This is a genomic window from Mesorhizobium sp. NZP2077, assembly GCF_013170805.1.
GTDB lineage: Bacteria > Pseudomonadota > Alphaproteobacteria > Rhizobiales > Rhizobiaceae > Mesorhizobium.
The window spans coordinates 4,163,275-4,177,440 of sequence record NZ_CP051293.1; the positions used below are offsets into that span (position 1 = coordinate 4,163,275).

The following is a 14,166-nucleotide window of genomic DNA, read 5'->3' on the forward strand; positions in this document are numbered from 1 at the left end:
CTACCGCAAGTTGCCTTTCACGCATCGTGAACAGCTTGAAACACGGCCGGCATCATTTTTATCTGACATTTGCCGCCCGGGCCTTTTCCGGACCAGGAGAATGTGATTCAACCGGCTAAAGCGCGTCGCGCTGACGCCGATTCATGCGACGCGCTTCAGGTCCTTGTTTTCATGCATGTCATTTTCCCAAAACCGAACTCACTTTTGGGCGACATGCATTAGGGGCGGGTGTCGGAACGTCGGACTTCACGAGCAGGGGGCATATGGCCAAGGAAGCGCGCGGCGATTTCTATCCGGTACCGATCGTCGACCAGAACACGCGACCGGGCGCGGTCACCCGGCTCATCATCTTCATCGTCGTTCTGACGGGCGCCGCGATCATCTTCGGCCTGTTCCGCGAGCGCCTCGGCGACCCGTTCCTGCTCGGCATGCTGGGCGTGCTGGCGATGATCGGCGTTGGCTTCCTGTTCGCGACCGCGATCGGCTTCGTACAGGTGACGCCGCGCTCGACCGGCGATGAACTGTCCAAGGCTTTCGTCGATTCGATGGCACAGGGCCTGCTGGTGACGGACACCAAGGGCCGCGTCGTCTACGCCAATCGGGCCTATGCAGACATGACTGGAGCCTCCTCGGCCGCCGACCTCAAGACGGTCGAAGGGCTGCTTTCGGATGTTCCCGAGGCCTCGGTGACCATTTACCGGCTGGCATCCGGCCTGCGTGACGGCCAGCCGGGCGACGGCGAATTTCGGCTGGCGCAGTCGATCCGACCCGGCGCCGACCCGGGCGCCCGCTGGTACAGGGCGCGTGCCCGCACGTTCAGCGTTCCGGGCCAGCGATTGCCGATGCTGGCCTGGCAACTCTCCGACATTTCGCAGGAACGGGCGGAGCAGGAGCGTTTCTTCCTCGACCTGCAGAAGGCCATCGATCATCTCGACCATGCCCCAGCCGGCTTCTTTTCGGCCGACCAGGACGGGCGGGTCACCTACATCAACGCCACGCTGGCGGAATGGCTGGGCATCGATCTCGCCAGCTTCACGCCCGGCGCCGTAACCTTGCCTGATATCGTTGCCGGCGACGGCATGGCGTTGGTGCGCTCGGTCAAGGCCGATCCCGGCACGACGCGCAACGCGGTCATCGATCTCGACCTGACGACGATGACGGGAGAGGCGCTGCCGGTGCGCTTCATGCATCGCGTTTCGGCCAGCCGCGAAGGTGTCGGCGGCCCGACGCGCACGATCGTGCTCAACCGCACCCAGGGCGAGGATGCTTCGGCCGATCTGCGCGCTTCGGAAGTACGCTTCACCCGCTTCTTCAACTCAACGCCGATGGCGATCGCGGGTGTCGATGCCAGCGGGCGCATCCTGCGCACCAACGCGCCGTTCCTGTCGCTGTTTTCCTCGGTCGTCGACCGGGACGCCGTGGATCGCCGCGTGCGGCTCGATACGGTGATCCATGAGCGCGAGCGGCCGGCTTTTGCCGCCGCATTCGAAAAAGCCCGGCAGCGGCAGGCCGACATCGAGCCGATCGACACCGTGCTGCCCGGTAACGAAGAGCGGCACATCCGATTCTACGTCAATGCCGTCGCCGATGGCACCGGCGGCGAGGGTGCCGAGGAATCGGCCATCGTCTACGCCGTCGACACGACCGAGCAGAAGGCGCTCGAAGGGCAGATGGCGCAAAGCCAGAAGATGCAGGCGGTCGGGCAACTCGCCGGTGGCATCGCCCATGACTTCAACAATGTGCTGACCGCCATCATCATGGCTTCGGACCTGCTTTTGACCAATCACCGGCCGTCGGACCCGTCTTTCCCCGACATCATGAACATCAAGCAGAATGCCAACCGGGCGGCCTCGCTGGTCAGGCAGTTGCTGGCCTTCTCGCGCAAGCAGACGCTGCGGCCGGAAGTGCTGAACCTGACCGACGTGCTCGCCGATCTCAGGATGCTGCTGGCCCGCCTGGTCGGCAACGACATCAAGCTGAGGATCGACCACGGCCGCGACCTGTGGCCGGTGAAGGTCGATATCGGCCAGTTCGAGCAGGTGGTGGTCAATCTGGCGGTCAATGCGCGCGACGCGATGCCTGCCGGCGGCGATCTTACCGTGCGCACCCGCAACGTCACCGCCGAGGAATGCAAGACCTTCCCTTATCGCGAACTCACCGCGGCCGCCTATGTCGTGGTCGAAGCCGAGGACACCGGCAGCGGCATCGCGCCCGATGTGCTGAAGAAGATCTTCGAGCCGTTCTTCACTACCAAGGAGGTCGGCAAGGGCACCGGCCTTGGCCTGTCCATGGTCTACGGCATCATCAAGCAAACCGGCGGCTTCATTTTCTGCGATTCCGAGGTCGGCAAGGGATCGACCTTCCGCATCTTCCTGCCGCGCCACATCGCGGAAGCGAAGACGGCGGCCGACCCCGGGGAAGCGCCAAGCGCAGCACCAGTCAAACCAGTCGACAGCACCAAGGACCTGTCCGGGTCAGCCACGGTGCTGCTGGTCGAGGACGAGGATGCCGTGCGCATGGGCGGCATGCGAGCCCTGATTTCGCGCGGCTACACCGTGCACGAGGCATCCTCCGGCGTCGAGGCGCTGGAAGTGTTCGAAGCCTTGGGCGGCAAGGTCGACATCGTCGTTTCCGACGTGGTGATGCCGGAAATGGACGGGCCGACCCTGCTTGGCGAATTGCGCAAGCGCCAGCCGGACATCAAGTTCGTCTTCGTGTCCGGCTATGCCGAGGATGCATTCGCCAGGAACCTGCCGGCCGACGCGCATTTCGGCTTCCTGCCGAAGCCGTTCTCGCTCAAGCAACTGGCGACGATCGTCAAGGACGTGCTTGAGTCCTAAAGCGCGTCGCGTCGAAACGGATTCATGCGCCGCGCTTTAGGTCTTGTTTTTATGCATGTCGTTTTCCCAAAACCGCGCTCACTTTTGGGCGACATGCATTGATTCTGCGCGCCCCAGTGACCGGTCTTGCACAACGCCGTGACAGCGCCATGATTGTGGATGAAACGGCAAGCGGGCTTGGGGGAGCAGCGGTTGACGCCACACATCGAGGCAGACAAGGGCGACTACGCCGAGACAGTGCTGTTGCCGGGTGATCCGCAGCGTGCGGAATGGATGGCGAAGACATTTCTGGAAGCGCCGCGCCGCGTCAATCGCCGACGCGGTGCTCTGGGCTTTACCGGCCTGTTTCGCGGCCGGCCCATCAGCATTCAGTCGACGGGTATCGGCGTTTCATCGTTCCTGATCTATGTCCATGAGTTGCTTGACTATTATGGCGTCAGAACACTGATCCGCACCGGCACCTGCGGCGGCCTCAGCGACGAGGTAAAGCTGCGCAGCCTGGTGATCTCGCAAATGGCACGGCCGGAAAACACGGAGAGCGGTCAGGTCTTTGGCCTTTACGGAGCTGATACCGGCCCGGATCCGGCGCTGCTTGCTTGCGCCTTGGCCAAGGCGGCCGAACTCGGCATCGACCACCACGCCGGGCTGACAGCCTGCACCGACATATTTTACCATCCTGAAGCGCGCACCCGCTATGCCGAAGCAAGGGCGCTCGGGGCGCTGGCCGTGGACATGGAAACCAGTGCGCTCTACCGCATCTCGGCGCATTTCGGCGCAAGGGCCTTGTCGCTGCTGACCGTCGTCGACAATCTGGTTACCGGCGAACAGGCCGACTATTCCGAACGCCAGGCGCTTTTCGCCGATATGAGCCGGCTGGCGCTCGAAATCGCTAGGGAAGGGCGCTAGGCCGCTTCCCGCCGGCGCGGGACCCTACAGGGTTCCGCGTCGTTCGGGCCTCGCAGTCTCAGGCCCCAACCGGCTGGCCGTCCTTGCGGCGGATGGCGACGACCGATGGCCGCGGCGGCTGGCCGTCCTTGAAATCCGGCCACAACGACTGTGCCTTGTCGAGCGTTTCGGCATCCTCCGAGGGATGCTGGACCGAAAGGAACAGCGTCGTGCCATCCGGCGTGAAGCAAGGGCCGGTCGCTTCCGCGCCATGCGGGCAGGTGAACAGCAGCTTTGGCAGGCCACGCGCCGGACCTTCCGTGTCGACGCCATAGACGCCGTCCGGAAGGTCGAAATCATTAGCGCCGTCGGTCGCCACCCACAGCCGTCCGGCCGGATCGAAGGTGATGTTGTCGGGGCAGACGAACCAGCCATTGTCCGACGTGTCGGGATGGAAGGTGGCGCCGACTTTCGCGTCCTTGGGATTGCCGCAGAGCACGAACAGGTCCCATGCATATTTCTCGGCGGTGTGGTCGGCGTCAGCGCCTCGGCCGCCGGGCGGGATCAGCTCGACTATGTGGCCCCAGAGGTTTTCGGGCCGCGTGTTGGCCGGATTGACCTTGGATTCGTCGCGCTTCTTGTTTTTGGTCATGACGGCGTAGACGCGGCCGGTGACCGGATTGGTCTCGATGTCCTCCGGCCGGTCCATCGGGGTCGCGCCGAGGGCATCCGCGGCAAGGCGCGTCTTCAACAGCACTTCGGCCTGGTCGGCAAAGCCGTTCTCGGCGGTGAGCTTGCCTTGGCCGTGAACCAGCGGCAGCCAGGTCATCGAGCCATCGGCATCGTAACGGGCGACCGATAGCACGCCATCGTCCAGAAGGCCGCTGCTGGAAGCCGGATTCGCCTTGTCGTAGGCCTTGTTCGAGACGTAGCGGTACATGTATTCGAAATAGTCGTCGTCGCCCATGTAGACGACGATGCGGCCGTCCTTGTTGAGGACGACGGTCGAGGCCTCGTGCGACATGCGGCCAAGGGCCGTGCGCTTCACCGGCTTTGAGTGGGGATCATAAGGGTCGATCTCGACGACCCAGTCGAAGCGGTTCGGCTCGTTCGGCTCCTTGTCGATGTTGAAGCGGTCATGGAAACGGCCACGGCCATAGATGTCGGAGCCGTCGAAGCCGTAGCGGTCGAGAATGTCAGCGGCCGGCGCCTTTTTCGGGTCGCCGCCGAACAGGTCGGAAACGCCTTCCTCGCAGGTCAGCACGGTGCCCCAGGGGGTGAAGCCGCCGCTGCAATTGTAGCTGGTGCCGAGCACTTTTGTGCCGGTCGCGTCGGTGGACGTCTTGAGCAGCGCATGGCCTGCCACCGGTCCGGAAACCGTCATTTCGGTGGTGGCGGTGATGCGGCGGTTGAGCGGGCTGTCCTCGACCGTTTGCCACTTGCCGTCCTTGAACATGATTTCAACGATCGAATGACCCATCGCCGCCAGGCCGAGATCGACCTGTTCCTTGCTCATCGTCTTGCCGGCGTTGTCTTCGGTCATGCCGGGGAACATCACGTTGGGCGAGATGTATTCGTTATTGACGCAAAGCAGGCCATGGTCGGAGTTCACCGAACCCTTGGGCAACGGCAGGAAGGCGATGTAATCGCAGTTGTAGCCGAAGCGCTTTTCCTGTTCGGCGGCTGGAACCGTGTTACCGTCGAAAACCGGCAGGCCGGCGACAAGCGGATCGCCCCAGCGTGCGACAACAGTTGTTTCGTAACCTTCCGCGGCGGCGTGGGTCTTGTCATAGACGCGCTTCAGCTCGGGAAAACCGAGCGTGGAAAGTGCCGCAGCCGCATGTGTTTCGCCGGCAAACAACGAGCCGACAAAGCTGCCGCCGGCGATCAACGCACCGGAAGCAAGGCTGCCTTTCAGGAGGGTCCGGCGCGAGACGCGCTCGGCGATGATATCGCGAATGACAGGGGAGGATGAAGACGGGAAGTCGGCCATGTGTCTGCCTCTCGATGTGGATGGGTGACGGCGCAACGCTGCCCTATCCAGTTTCGGCAACATCCAGATGACATGAGAAGGCGGACACGGCTTGTGGCTGCATGGAGGCGGCGCCGTTGCCAGGGAAAGGCCTACTGATTGGCTCCCTTGGTACAGGTCGAGGCGGTGAAGGCGCCGTCGGGCTGCTTCATGATGATGTCGAAGGAGGGCGGGCTCTGGCCGTCCAGCGTTGCCTGGGTCATCGACAGCGCGTTGCCGCCGGCGGTGTAGCCGCCGAGCGGCCCCAGCCAGGAGATCACGCCGTTTGCGTCCATCTGGTAATTATAGCCCTGTTGGACGGTCCCGAAAGTGACGGGGCCCGTATAGACATTTCCCTTGATGGTGATGTCGCCGAGGTTGATGAACATGCCGAGCAGGTAGACTTCGCAGTGATAGGTGCCATCGGGCATCTTGCCGTCACTGAAGTCGGCCCGTGCTGCGCCGGTCGCAGTCGCCAGAAACACTATGCCGATCAAAATGCGTGAAATCAGGGATGCCATGACGTTGCTCGGTTAAGGAGCGAGCTTGCCCTATTTTTGCGCCTCGCCGCAACATTTTGTCGTCCGCGACCCGGCGCGTTGAGGCCAAAATCTAGGCGTTTGGTAAAATTGGGCGAAAATTAGGCAGATGCCTTGTGCGCTGCGCAAATTTCCCTCAACCATTTTTTAACCGGCTCTCTTTGGTTTGTTCGATCTAATATAATAACGGGCTGATAACGTTTGGTTATTTTCCACTTTTCAACGTCCCCGCAGCGGTTGGCATGGGGGTTGCATTGTATTGTCGTGGTGCAATCAACCAGCTTGGGAGTCTTCCGTATGAGGGGTAATTTCTCGACAATAACAAAAATGTTTTCGGCGAGCGTTGTTGCCGCCGGTCTGTTGATGTCGGCTCCCGCCAGGGCGGCCGAGGACACGATCAAGGTCGGCATTCTCCATTCGCTGTCGGGGACTATGGCGATTTCGGAGACGACGCTGAAGGACGCGATGCTGATGCTCATCGAGCAACAGAACGCCAAGGGCGGCCTGCTCGGCAAGAAGCTCGAGGCCGTCGTCGTCGATCCGGCTTCCAACTGGCCGCTGTTCGCCGAGAAGGCGCGCGAGCTGATTTCGAAGGACAAAGTTGCGGCTGTGTTCGGCTGCTGGACGTCGGTGTCGCGCAAATCGGTGCTGCCGGTGTTCTCCGAACTCGACAACATCCTGTTCTATCCCGTCCAGTATGAGGGCGAGGAAAGCGAGCGCAACGTCTTCTACACCGGTGCGGCTCCGAACCAGCAGGCCATTCCGGCCGTCGACTATCTGATGAGCAAGGATGGCGGCTCGGTGAAGCGTTGGGTGCTGGAAGGCACCGACTACGTCTATCCGCGCACCACCAACAAGATTCTCGAAGCCTATCTGAAATCCAAGGGCGTCGCGGCCGAGGACATCATGACCAACTATACGCCGTTCGGTTTCTCGGACTGGCAGACGGAAGTCTCGGCGATCAAGAAATTCGGTTCGGCCGGCAAGAAGACCGCTGTCGTCTCGACCGTCAACGGCGATGCCAATGTGCCGTTCTACAAGGAACTCGGCAACCAGGGCATCAAGGCTGAGGACATCCCGGTCATGGCCTTCTCGGTCGGCGAGGAAGAACTGGCCGGTCTCGACACCAAGCCGCTGGTCGGCCATCTCGCCGCCTGGAACTATTTCGAGAGCGTCAACACGCCTGAGAACAAGAAGTTCATCTCCGACTGGCACAAGTTCATCAAGAACAACAAGCGCACCACCAACGACCCGATGGAAGCCCACTATATCGGCTTCAACATGTGGGTGAAGGCGGTTGAGAAGGCCGGCACCACCGATCCGGACAAGGTCATCGATGCCATGATCGGCGTTTCGGTGCCGAACCTTACCGGCGGCTATTCGACGATGATGCCGAACCACCACATCACCAAGCCTGTCCTGATCGGCGAAATCCAGGCCAATGGCCAGTTCCAAACGGTTTCGAAGACGCCGGGCCTTGTGATGGGCGACGAATGGTCCGACTACCTGCCGGATTCCAAGGACCTGATCTCCGATTGGCGCGCGCCGCTCAGCTGCGGCAACTTCAACGTCAAAACCGGCAAGTGCGGCGGCAAGGGCACGAACTGATCCTCCCGGGCTGGACCTCCGGGTCCATGTCCAAGACCGCGCGCGTCCGGACGGTTCCTCCACCGTCCGGACGCCCACTTCAACGTTCAAGGGTCACCAAAAACCGATGAAGATCTTCCACGCGATGGGCCTGACGCTCTTGTTCCTGCTGACGACGCTGTCGTCTTCGGGCGCTGCGGAAGCCGATCTGCGTGCCATCATTGCCAAATTCGCGACAGTAACCGACTTTTCCGAGACGGGAGCTGTAGTTCAAGAGTTGACGGCCACAGGCGATCCGGCAGTCGAACGTCCGCTTGCTGCATTGGCGGATGGCAATCTTTACGTTCGTACCGCCGACTCGATGGTGTTTGTCGGCAAGGAAGGCGACGAGAACGTCCAGCTTTTCGATCCGCTGAGCGGCGAGGCAGCGGGCGAGGCCTCCCAGGACGACATCACCCAGATCAGCGTCAACAACACCTTGCGCCGCGCCATCCGAGATGCATTGGGCACATTGACGCTCGGTTCGAAGGATCCGACTGTCCGCATCGCCGCCGCCGACACCATGTTCAAGACGCCGGACGCCACAAATATCGGACCGCTCGACGCAGCGATCGCCAGTGAAAGCGTGGCGAGCGTCAAGGCCCTGCTCGAACAGGCCCGCGCCGCCTCGGTTCTTGTCTCCGACCGGCCTGATGCAGACAAGCTGGCGGCCATCGCACTGGTCGGCGCGCGCGGCGACCGCGACGCGGTTTCGCTGCTCACTTCGGTCGAGGCCAATGCCTCGGGAGCCGTGAAGGAAGCGGCGACGGCCGCGATCGCCAGCATCAACTCGACGCTGGCTTTCTGGGATGTAGGTCAGAACATCTGGTACGGCATCTCGCTGGGCTCGGTGCTGCTGCTCGCGGCGATCGGGCTCGCCATCACCTTCGGCGTCATGGGCGTCATCAACATGGCGCACGGCGAGATGGTCATGCTTGGCGCCTACACCACCTTCGTCGTCCAGCAGGTGATCCGCACGTCCTTTCCCGGCCTGTTCGACTGGTCGCTGGTGATCGCGCTGCCGCTTGCCTTTCTGGTCTCGGCGCTGGTTGGCCTGATCATCGAGCGCGGCGTCATCCGCTTCCTCTACGGCCGGCCGCTGGAGACGCTTCTGGCGACCTGGGGCGTGTCGCTGATCCTGCAGCAGGCGGTGCGCTCGATCTTCGGGCCGACCAACCAGGAGGTCGGCAACCCCTCGTGGATGTCAGGGTCGTTCAACGTTGGTCAGCTCGCCATCACCTGGAACCGTCTGTGGATCCTGGTCTTCGCGCTCACCGTCTTCGGCCTGCTGCTCTACGTCATGAAGCGCACGCCCTGGGGCTTGCAGATGCGTGCCGTCACCGCCAACCGGCGCATGGCGGCCTCGATGGGCATCAGGACGCCATGGGTCGACGCGCTGACTTTCGCGCTCGGATCCGGCATTGCCGGCATCGCCGGCGTGGCGCTCAGCCAGATCGACAACGTCTCGCCCAATCTCGGCCGCGGCTACATCATCGACAGCTTCATGGTCGTGGTCTTCGGTGGTGTCGGCAATCTCTGGGGCACGCTGGTCGGCGCCTTTTCGCTCGGCATCGTCAACAAGTTCCTCGAGCCCTATGCCGGCGCCGTGCTCGGCAAGATCGTCGTGCTGGTGCTGATCATCCTGTTCATCCAGAAACGCCCGCGCGGCCTGTTCGCGCTCAAGGGCAGGGCGGTGGAAGCATGATTGCCGGACGCTTCTTTGCCGCCGGCGCGGACCACCGCATCGCCATCACCATCTTCGTCCTGCTGGCGGTGGCCATCGTCGTGCCGCTGCTCAACCTGGCGGTGTCGCCGGCGAGCGCGTTCTACATCCCGTCCTATATCGTGGCGCTGACCGGCAAGTATCTCTGCTATGCGTTGCTGGCGCTCGCGCTCGACCTGGTCTGGGGCTATTGCGGCATCCTTTCGCTTGGCCACGGCGCCTTCTTCGCGCTCGGCGGCTACGCGATGGGCATGTATCTGATGCGCCAGATCGGCTCGCGCGGCGTCTATGGTAACCCGATCCTGCCTGACTTCATGGTCTTCCTGAACTACAAGGAATTGCCCTGGTTCTGGTACGGCTTCGACCATTTCTGGTTCGCCGGTCTCATGGTGCTTGCGGTGCCCGGCCTGCTCGCCTTCGTCTTCGGCTGGTTCGCCTTCCGCAGCCGCGTCACCGGCGTCTATCTCTCCATCATCACCCAGGCGATGACCTATGCGCTGCTGCTTGCCTTCTTCCGCAACGACATGGGCTTCGGCGGCAACAATGGCCTGACCGATTTCAAGGATATTCTGGGCTTCAACGTACAGGCCGACGCGACGCGTTCGGCGCTGTTTGCCGCGAGCGCGGTGATGCTCGCGCTCGCCGTGTTCATCACCTGGGCGATCGTCGGCTCCAAATACGGCAAGCTCTTGATGGCGGTGCGCGACGCCGAGAGCCGCACGCGCTTCCTCGGCTGGCGGGCGGAGAACGTAAAGCTGTTCGCCTTCACCGTATCGGCCGTCATGGCCGGCATTGCCGGTGCGCTCTATGTGCCGCAGGTCGGCATCATCAATCCCGGTGAGTTCGAGCCGTCCAATTCGATCGAGGTGGTGATCTGGGCGGCCGTCGGCGGGCGCGGCACCATCGTCGGGCCTATCATCGGCGCGCTGCTGGTCAATGCCGGCAAATCCTGGTTCACCGGCGTGCTGCCGGAGCTCTGGCTGTTCGCGCTCGGCGGACTGTTCGTCGCCGTCACGCTGCTTTTGCCGAAGGGCATCATCGGTATGTGGGATAGCTGGCGCGGCAATGCGAAGGCGTTGCGCGCAGCCTCTGCCGCTGAAGAAGCCGGCACCGAGGTTGCCCTGGCGACCGCGACCTCGAAGCCCGCTCGCTCGCCGGCGAGAAATCCAGGCGAATGGTCCTGGTCCGACCCTGAGCCGCAGGCGGCGGAGTAGGCGACCATGAGCAAATCGAACACCATCCTCTATCTCGACGGCGTCTCGGTCTCCTTCGACGGCTTTCGCGCCATCAACAATCTGTCGCTGGTGCTCGACAAGGGTGAGATGCGCGCCATCATCGGCCCCAATGGCGCCGGAAAGACGACGATGATGGACATCGTCACCGGCAAGACGCGGCCCGACGAGGGCGAAGTGTTCTTCGACGGCCAGGTCGATCTCACCAGGCATGACGAGGCCGAGATTGCCATGATGGGCATCGGTCGCAAATTCCAGAAGCCGACGGTCTTCGAAAGCCACACGATCGAAGAAAACCTGATGTTGGCACTGAAAGGCCCGCGTTCGATCTTCCCGGCGCTCTTTCATCGCCGCTCGGCCGCCGAGGCGCGGCAGATCGACGACATTCTCGGCATCATCCGGCTGGGCGACAAGCGCCATGAGCTGGCGGCCAATCTCAGCCACGGCCAGAAACAGTGGCTGGAGATCGGCATGCTGTTGGCGCAGGATCCAAAGCTGCTTTTGGTCGACGAGCCGGTGGCCGGTATGACCGATGCCGAGACCGAGGAGACCGCGCGGCTGCTCAAGGACATTGCGCGCGACCATTCGGTCATCGTCGTCGAGCACGACATGCATTTCGTGCGCGAACTCGGCGTCAAGGTGACCTGCCTGCACGAGGGCTCGGTGCTGTCGGAAGGCACACTCGATTTCGTTTCGGCCGACGAGCGCGTCGTCGAAGTCTATCTGGGGAGATGAGCATGGTTTGGCGAGTTCAATTCCATCGCTTCGATCTGTCGTTTCTCCGATTCTGGAAAAGGCGCTGAGACATGCTCGAAGTTTCAAACGCCACGCTCCATTACGGTGCCGCCCAGGCGCTGCGTGGCGTTTCGCTGAAGGCGGGCGCCGGCAAGATCACTTGCGTGCTCGGCCGCAACGGCGTCGGCAAGACCAGTTTGATGAGATCGATCGTCGGCCACCACCGGCTGACGAGCGGAAGCGTTGCCTTCGAGGGGAAGGCGCTCGACCGGAGCGCGGCGTATGACCGCGCCCGGTCGGGCATCGCTTTCGTACCGCAGGGCAGGGAGATCTTTCCCCTGCTCACGGTGCGCGAAAACCTGGAATCGGGTTTTGCCCCGTTGAAGCGTGCCGACCGCAACGTGCCGGCGCATGTCTTCGAACTGTTTCCGGTGCTGAAGCAGATGCTCGGCCGCCGTGGCGGCGATCTTTCCGGCGGTCAGCAGCAGCAACTGGCCATCGGCAGGGCACTGGTCATGCGGCCGAAGCTGCTGGTCCTCGATGAGCCGACGGAAGGCATCCAGCCATCGATCATCAAGGACATCGGTCGCGCCATCCGTTACCTGCGCGACCAGGCCGGCATTGCGGTGCTGCTGGTCGAACAGTATCTCGACTTCTGCCGCGAACTCGCCGATGAGGTCAACATCATGGACCGGGGCCAGATCGTCCATACTGGCCCGGCGGAAGATTTAGATCGCGCTGATGTGCGAAAGTTCCTTACCGTCTAGAATCGGTGCTGGATTTCGACTGACAATCCAAAATCTTTGGCAAGTCCAATATTTCTTCCATCCGGCGATCTGCATCTCTGGTGCACCAGAGGCTGCATGCTAGTCTTTTGTTGGCTTTGTGAGTCGGCCGCTTCCGTATCAGTCTGGTTATCGCAGATCGAGGGCGCGGCGAAGGCCGGGCAAGTTCCACGCAAGCAAGGCTTCCTAGCTTCCCCCTCTGCGATCTCTGTCGTTCAACGCGTTTGGGCACACAGGCTAAGGGACAGCCATGGAACGTTACGTCGAGGACTACCAGAAGCGGCGGCTTACCGAACGCGTCGACATCATCGCCGCCATCAACATCCTGAGATCACAGGGCTGCGACTACGACGACCTGATCGAGGAGATCACCAAGGTGTTCTACGTCGATCTCGATACTTTCAATGAAATCGTCATGGCGGCATAAGCCGCCTTCGCTTAAGCGCGTCGGGTGACGCGCTTAAGGCCTTTGATTTTATTCGTGTCGTAGCGTGCGATCAGCTCGCGCGCCGGAATGGAGAAGCGGTGACGCGGTTGCGGCCGCCGCGCTTTGCGTCGTAGAGCGCCCTGTCGGCGGCGCTGAGCACCTTGTCGAAGCTGATGCCGTCTTTGCTGCCGAACGCAAACCCGGCACTGACCGTGCAGGTCAGGGATCCCGTCTCGGTTTCGATCAGGCGCGTCGCGAAGGCGGCCCGGATGCGCTCGGCCGCTTCCTCGACCGTCTCCGGCAGGGTGCGCTTCAGCACCAGCGCGAATTCCTCGCCGCCCATGCGTGCGGCAACGTCGGTCTGGCGAAGATTGCCGGCGAGTTCCCCAGCAAACACCTTCAGCACCTCGTCGCCCGCCGCGTGGCCGAATTCGTCGTTGATGGCTTTGAAATTGTCGAGGTCGAAGACGATCACGGCGGTAAAGGCGCCGACGGGGACATGGCCATGCAGGTCGAACAGCGCACGCCGGTTGAGCAGGCCGGTCAGGGGATCGGTCAAAGCATTGCGGCGGTGGTGCCTGGCCAGGCGCCCCTGGTTGAGCGCAAGCGACAGGGCGCCGATACCCGTCATGCTTGCGATGACGACGATGAGGCTCAATTCCTCGGCCCAGTTGCTGGGCGCATGGCCGAGAACCAGCTTTCCGTCCTCAATAAGAACCATGGCACAGAGCGCGAAGGACGTGGCCGTGGCTGCATAGAGTGCGGTGAGGCCGATCGTCAGGGCAGGGGCTTCGTCGCGGCCTTTCCAGTATTCGAGCGCTGTCGCGACCAGGAGCAGGGCGGCGAACAGGTTCTCGAACATGAAGCCGAGGCCGTCATAACCCAGAGCCATGGCAGGCAGCGCTATCGCCAGCGAAACGCAGCCCCACAGTGCCCGCGGCAGCGGCGAGCCGCCCGTTCTGAACTGGTAGGCCGCACCCAGCATGGTCGAGAAACCGAGCAGCAACAAAGCGAGCGTGGCTATGCCGAGCACGCGCCCGGGCATATCGATATAGGCGTCATAGACAAAGATATCGCCAACCACGAACACTAGGCTGACCGCCCATGTCAGCAGGAACTTTTCCGAGCGGGCGGTCAACCACATGCCGAACAATGTCAGGCTCAGGCAAGCGGCGGAGAAACCGACAGCCAGCAGAAGTGAAGTGTAGTCGAGCGACATGCCCCTCTTTCCCTGCCGGCGGCGACTCCAGCTCTGCGGCTTGGCATCGTCGCATTCATGCGGCAAGGAAGTGTCGATAAGGTTACGATGGAGGCGAAGATGCTACGCATAGGCGCTTTGCTACGCGCAAAACGCATAGATGAT

General features: G+C 62.3%; 11 protein-coding genes. 8 read left to right on the forward strand and 3 right to left on the reverse strand.

Translation table 11 applies throughout. The annotated features are described in order from the left end of the window. The first annotated feature begins 263 nt into the window (after positions 1-263). Positions 264-2,840 carry a PAS domain-containing sensor histidine kinase gene (locus HGP13_RS20660; RefSeq protein ID WP_172228661.1) on the forward strand — a complete coding sequence of 859 codons (2,577 nt, stop codon included), beginning with the start codon at positions 264-266 and terminating at the stop codon, positions 2,838-2,840. Positions 2,841-3,032: 192 nt separating this feature from the next. Further along, the gene (locus HGP13_RS20665) at positions 3,033-3,746 is read left to right on the forward strand and encodes a DeoD-type purine-nucleoside phosphorylase (protein ID WP_172228663.1); all 714 of its coding nucleotides are present in this window, start codon (positions 3,033-3,035) and stop codon (positions 3,744-3,746) included. A gap of 58 nt (positions 3,747-3,804) precedes the next feature. On the opposite strand, the gene HGP13_RS20670 is transcribed toward HGP13_RS20665, so the two are convergent. Further along, positions 3,805-5,718, reverse strand: coding sequence for a PhoX family phosphatase (locus tag HGP13_RS20670; protein ID WP_172228666.1), 1,914 nt, complete (start codon positions 5,716-5,718; stop codon positions 3,805-3,807). A 131-nt stretch (positions 5,719-5,849) separates the two neighbouring features. Beyond that, complete coding sequence (locus tag HGP13_RS20675) at positions 5,850-6,257, reverse strand: hypothetical protein (RefSeq protein ID WP_172228668.1); 408 nt, start codon at positions 6,255-6,257, stop codon at positions 5,850-5,852. A gap of 345 nt (positions 6,258-6,602) precedes the next feature. On the opposite strand from HGP13_RS20675, the gene urtA reads away from it, so the two are divergent. The 6 genes from urtA (at position 6,603) to HGP13_RS20705 (ending at position 12,803) form a co-directional block, all read left to right on the forward strand. Continuing rightward, positions 6,603-7,883 carry an urea ABC transporter substrate-binding protein gene (gene urtA / locus HGP13_RS20680; protein WP_246707458.1) on the forward strand — a complete coding sequence of 427 codons (1,281 nt, stop codon included), beginning with the start codon at positions 6,603-6,605 and terminating at the stop codon, positions 7,881-7,883. A gap of 106 nt (positions 7,884-7,989) precedes the next feature. Next, positions 7,990-9,606 (forward strand): urea ABC transporter permease subunit UrtB, encoded by a 1,617-nt coding sequence (urtB, locus tag HGP13_RS20685; RefSeq protein ID WP_172228672.1) that lies wholly within the window; start codon positions 7,990-7,992, stop codon positions 9,604-9,606. Continuing rightward, the gene (urtC, locus tag HGP13_RS20690) at positions 9,603-10,838 is read left to right on the forward strand and encodes an urea ABC transporter permease subunit UrtC (protein ID WP_172228674.1); all 1,236 of its coding nucleotides are present in this window, start codon (positions 9,603-9,605) and stop codon (positions 10,836-10,838) included. The genes urtB and urtC overlap by 4 nt, the downstream gene beginning before the upstream one ends. 6 nt (positions 10,839-10,844) lie before the next feature. Next, a complete protein-coding gene (gene urtD / locus HGP13_RS20695; protein WP_095200084.1) occupies positions 10,845-11,591 on the forward strand; it encodes an urea ABC transporter ATP-binding protein UrtD in 747 nt (248 codons plus the stop codon). A 71-nt stretch (positions 11,592-11,662) separates the two neighbouring features. Continuing rightward, complete coding sequence (urtE, locus tag HGP13_RS20700) at positions 11,663-12,358, forward strand: urea ABC transporter ATP-binding subunit UrtE (protein ID WP_013895283.1); 696 nt, start codon at positions 11,663-11,665, stop codon at positions 12,356-12,358. 268 nt (positions 12,359-12,626) lie between these two features. Beyond that, a complete protein-coding gene (locus HGP13_RS20705; protein WP_013531844.1) occupies positions 12,627-12,803 on the forward strand; it encodes a hypothetical protein in 177 nt (58 codons plus the stop codon). 70 nt (positions 12,804-12,873) lie between these two features. On the opposite strand, the gene HGP13_RS20710 is transcribed toward HGP13_RS20705, so the two are convergent. Next, positions 12,874-14,022 carry a GGDEF domain-containing protein gene (locus tag HGP13_RS20710; protein WP_172228676.1) on the reverse strand — a complete coding sequence of 383 codons (1,149 nt, stop codon included), beginning with the start codon at positions 14,020-14,022 and terminating at the stop codon, positions 12,874-12,876. Between the last annotated feature and the right edge of the window lie 144 nt (positions 14,023-14,166).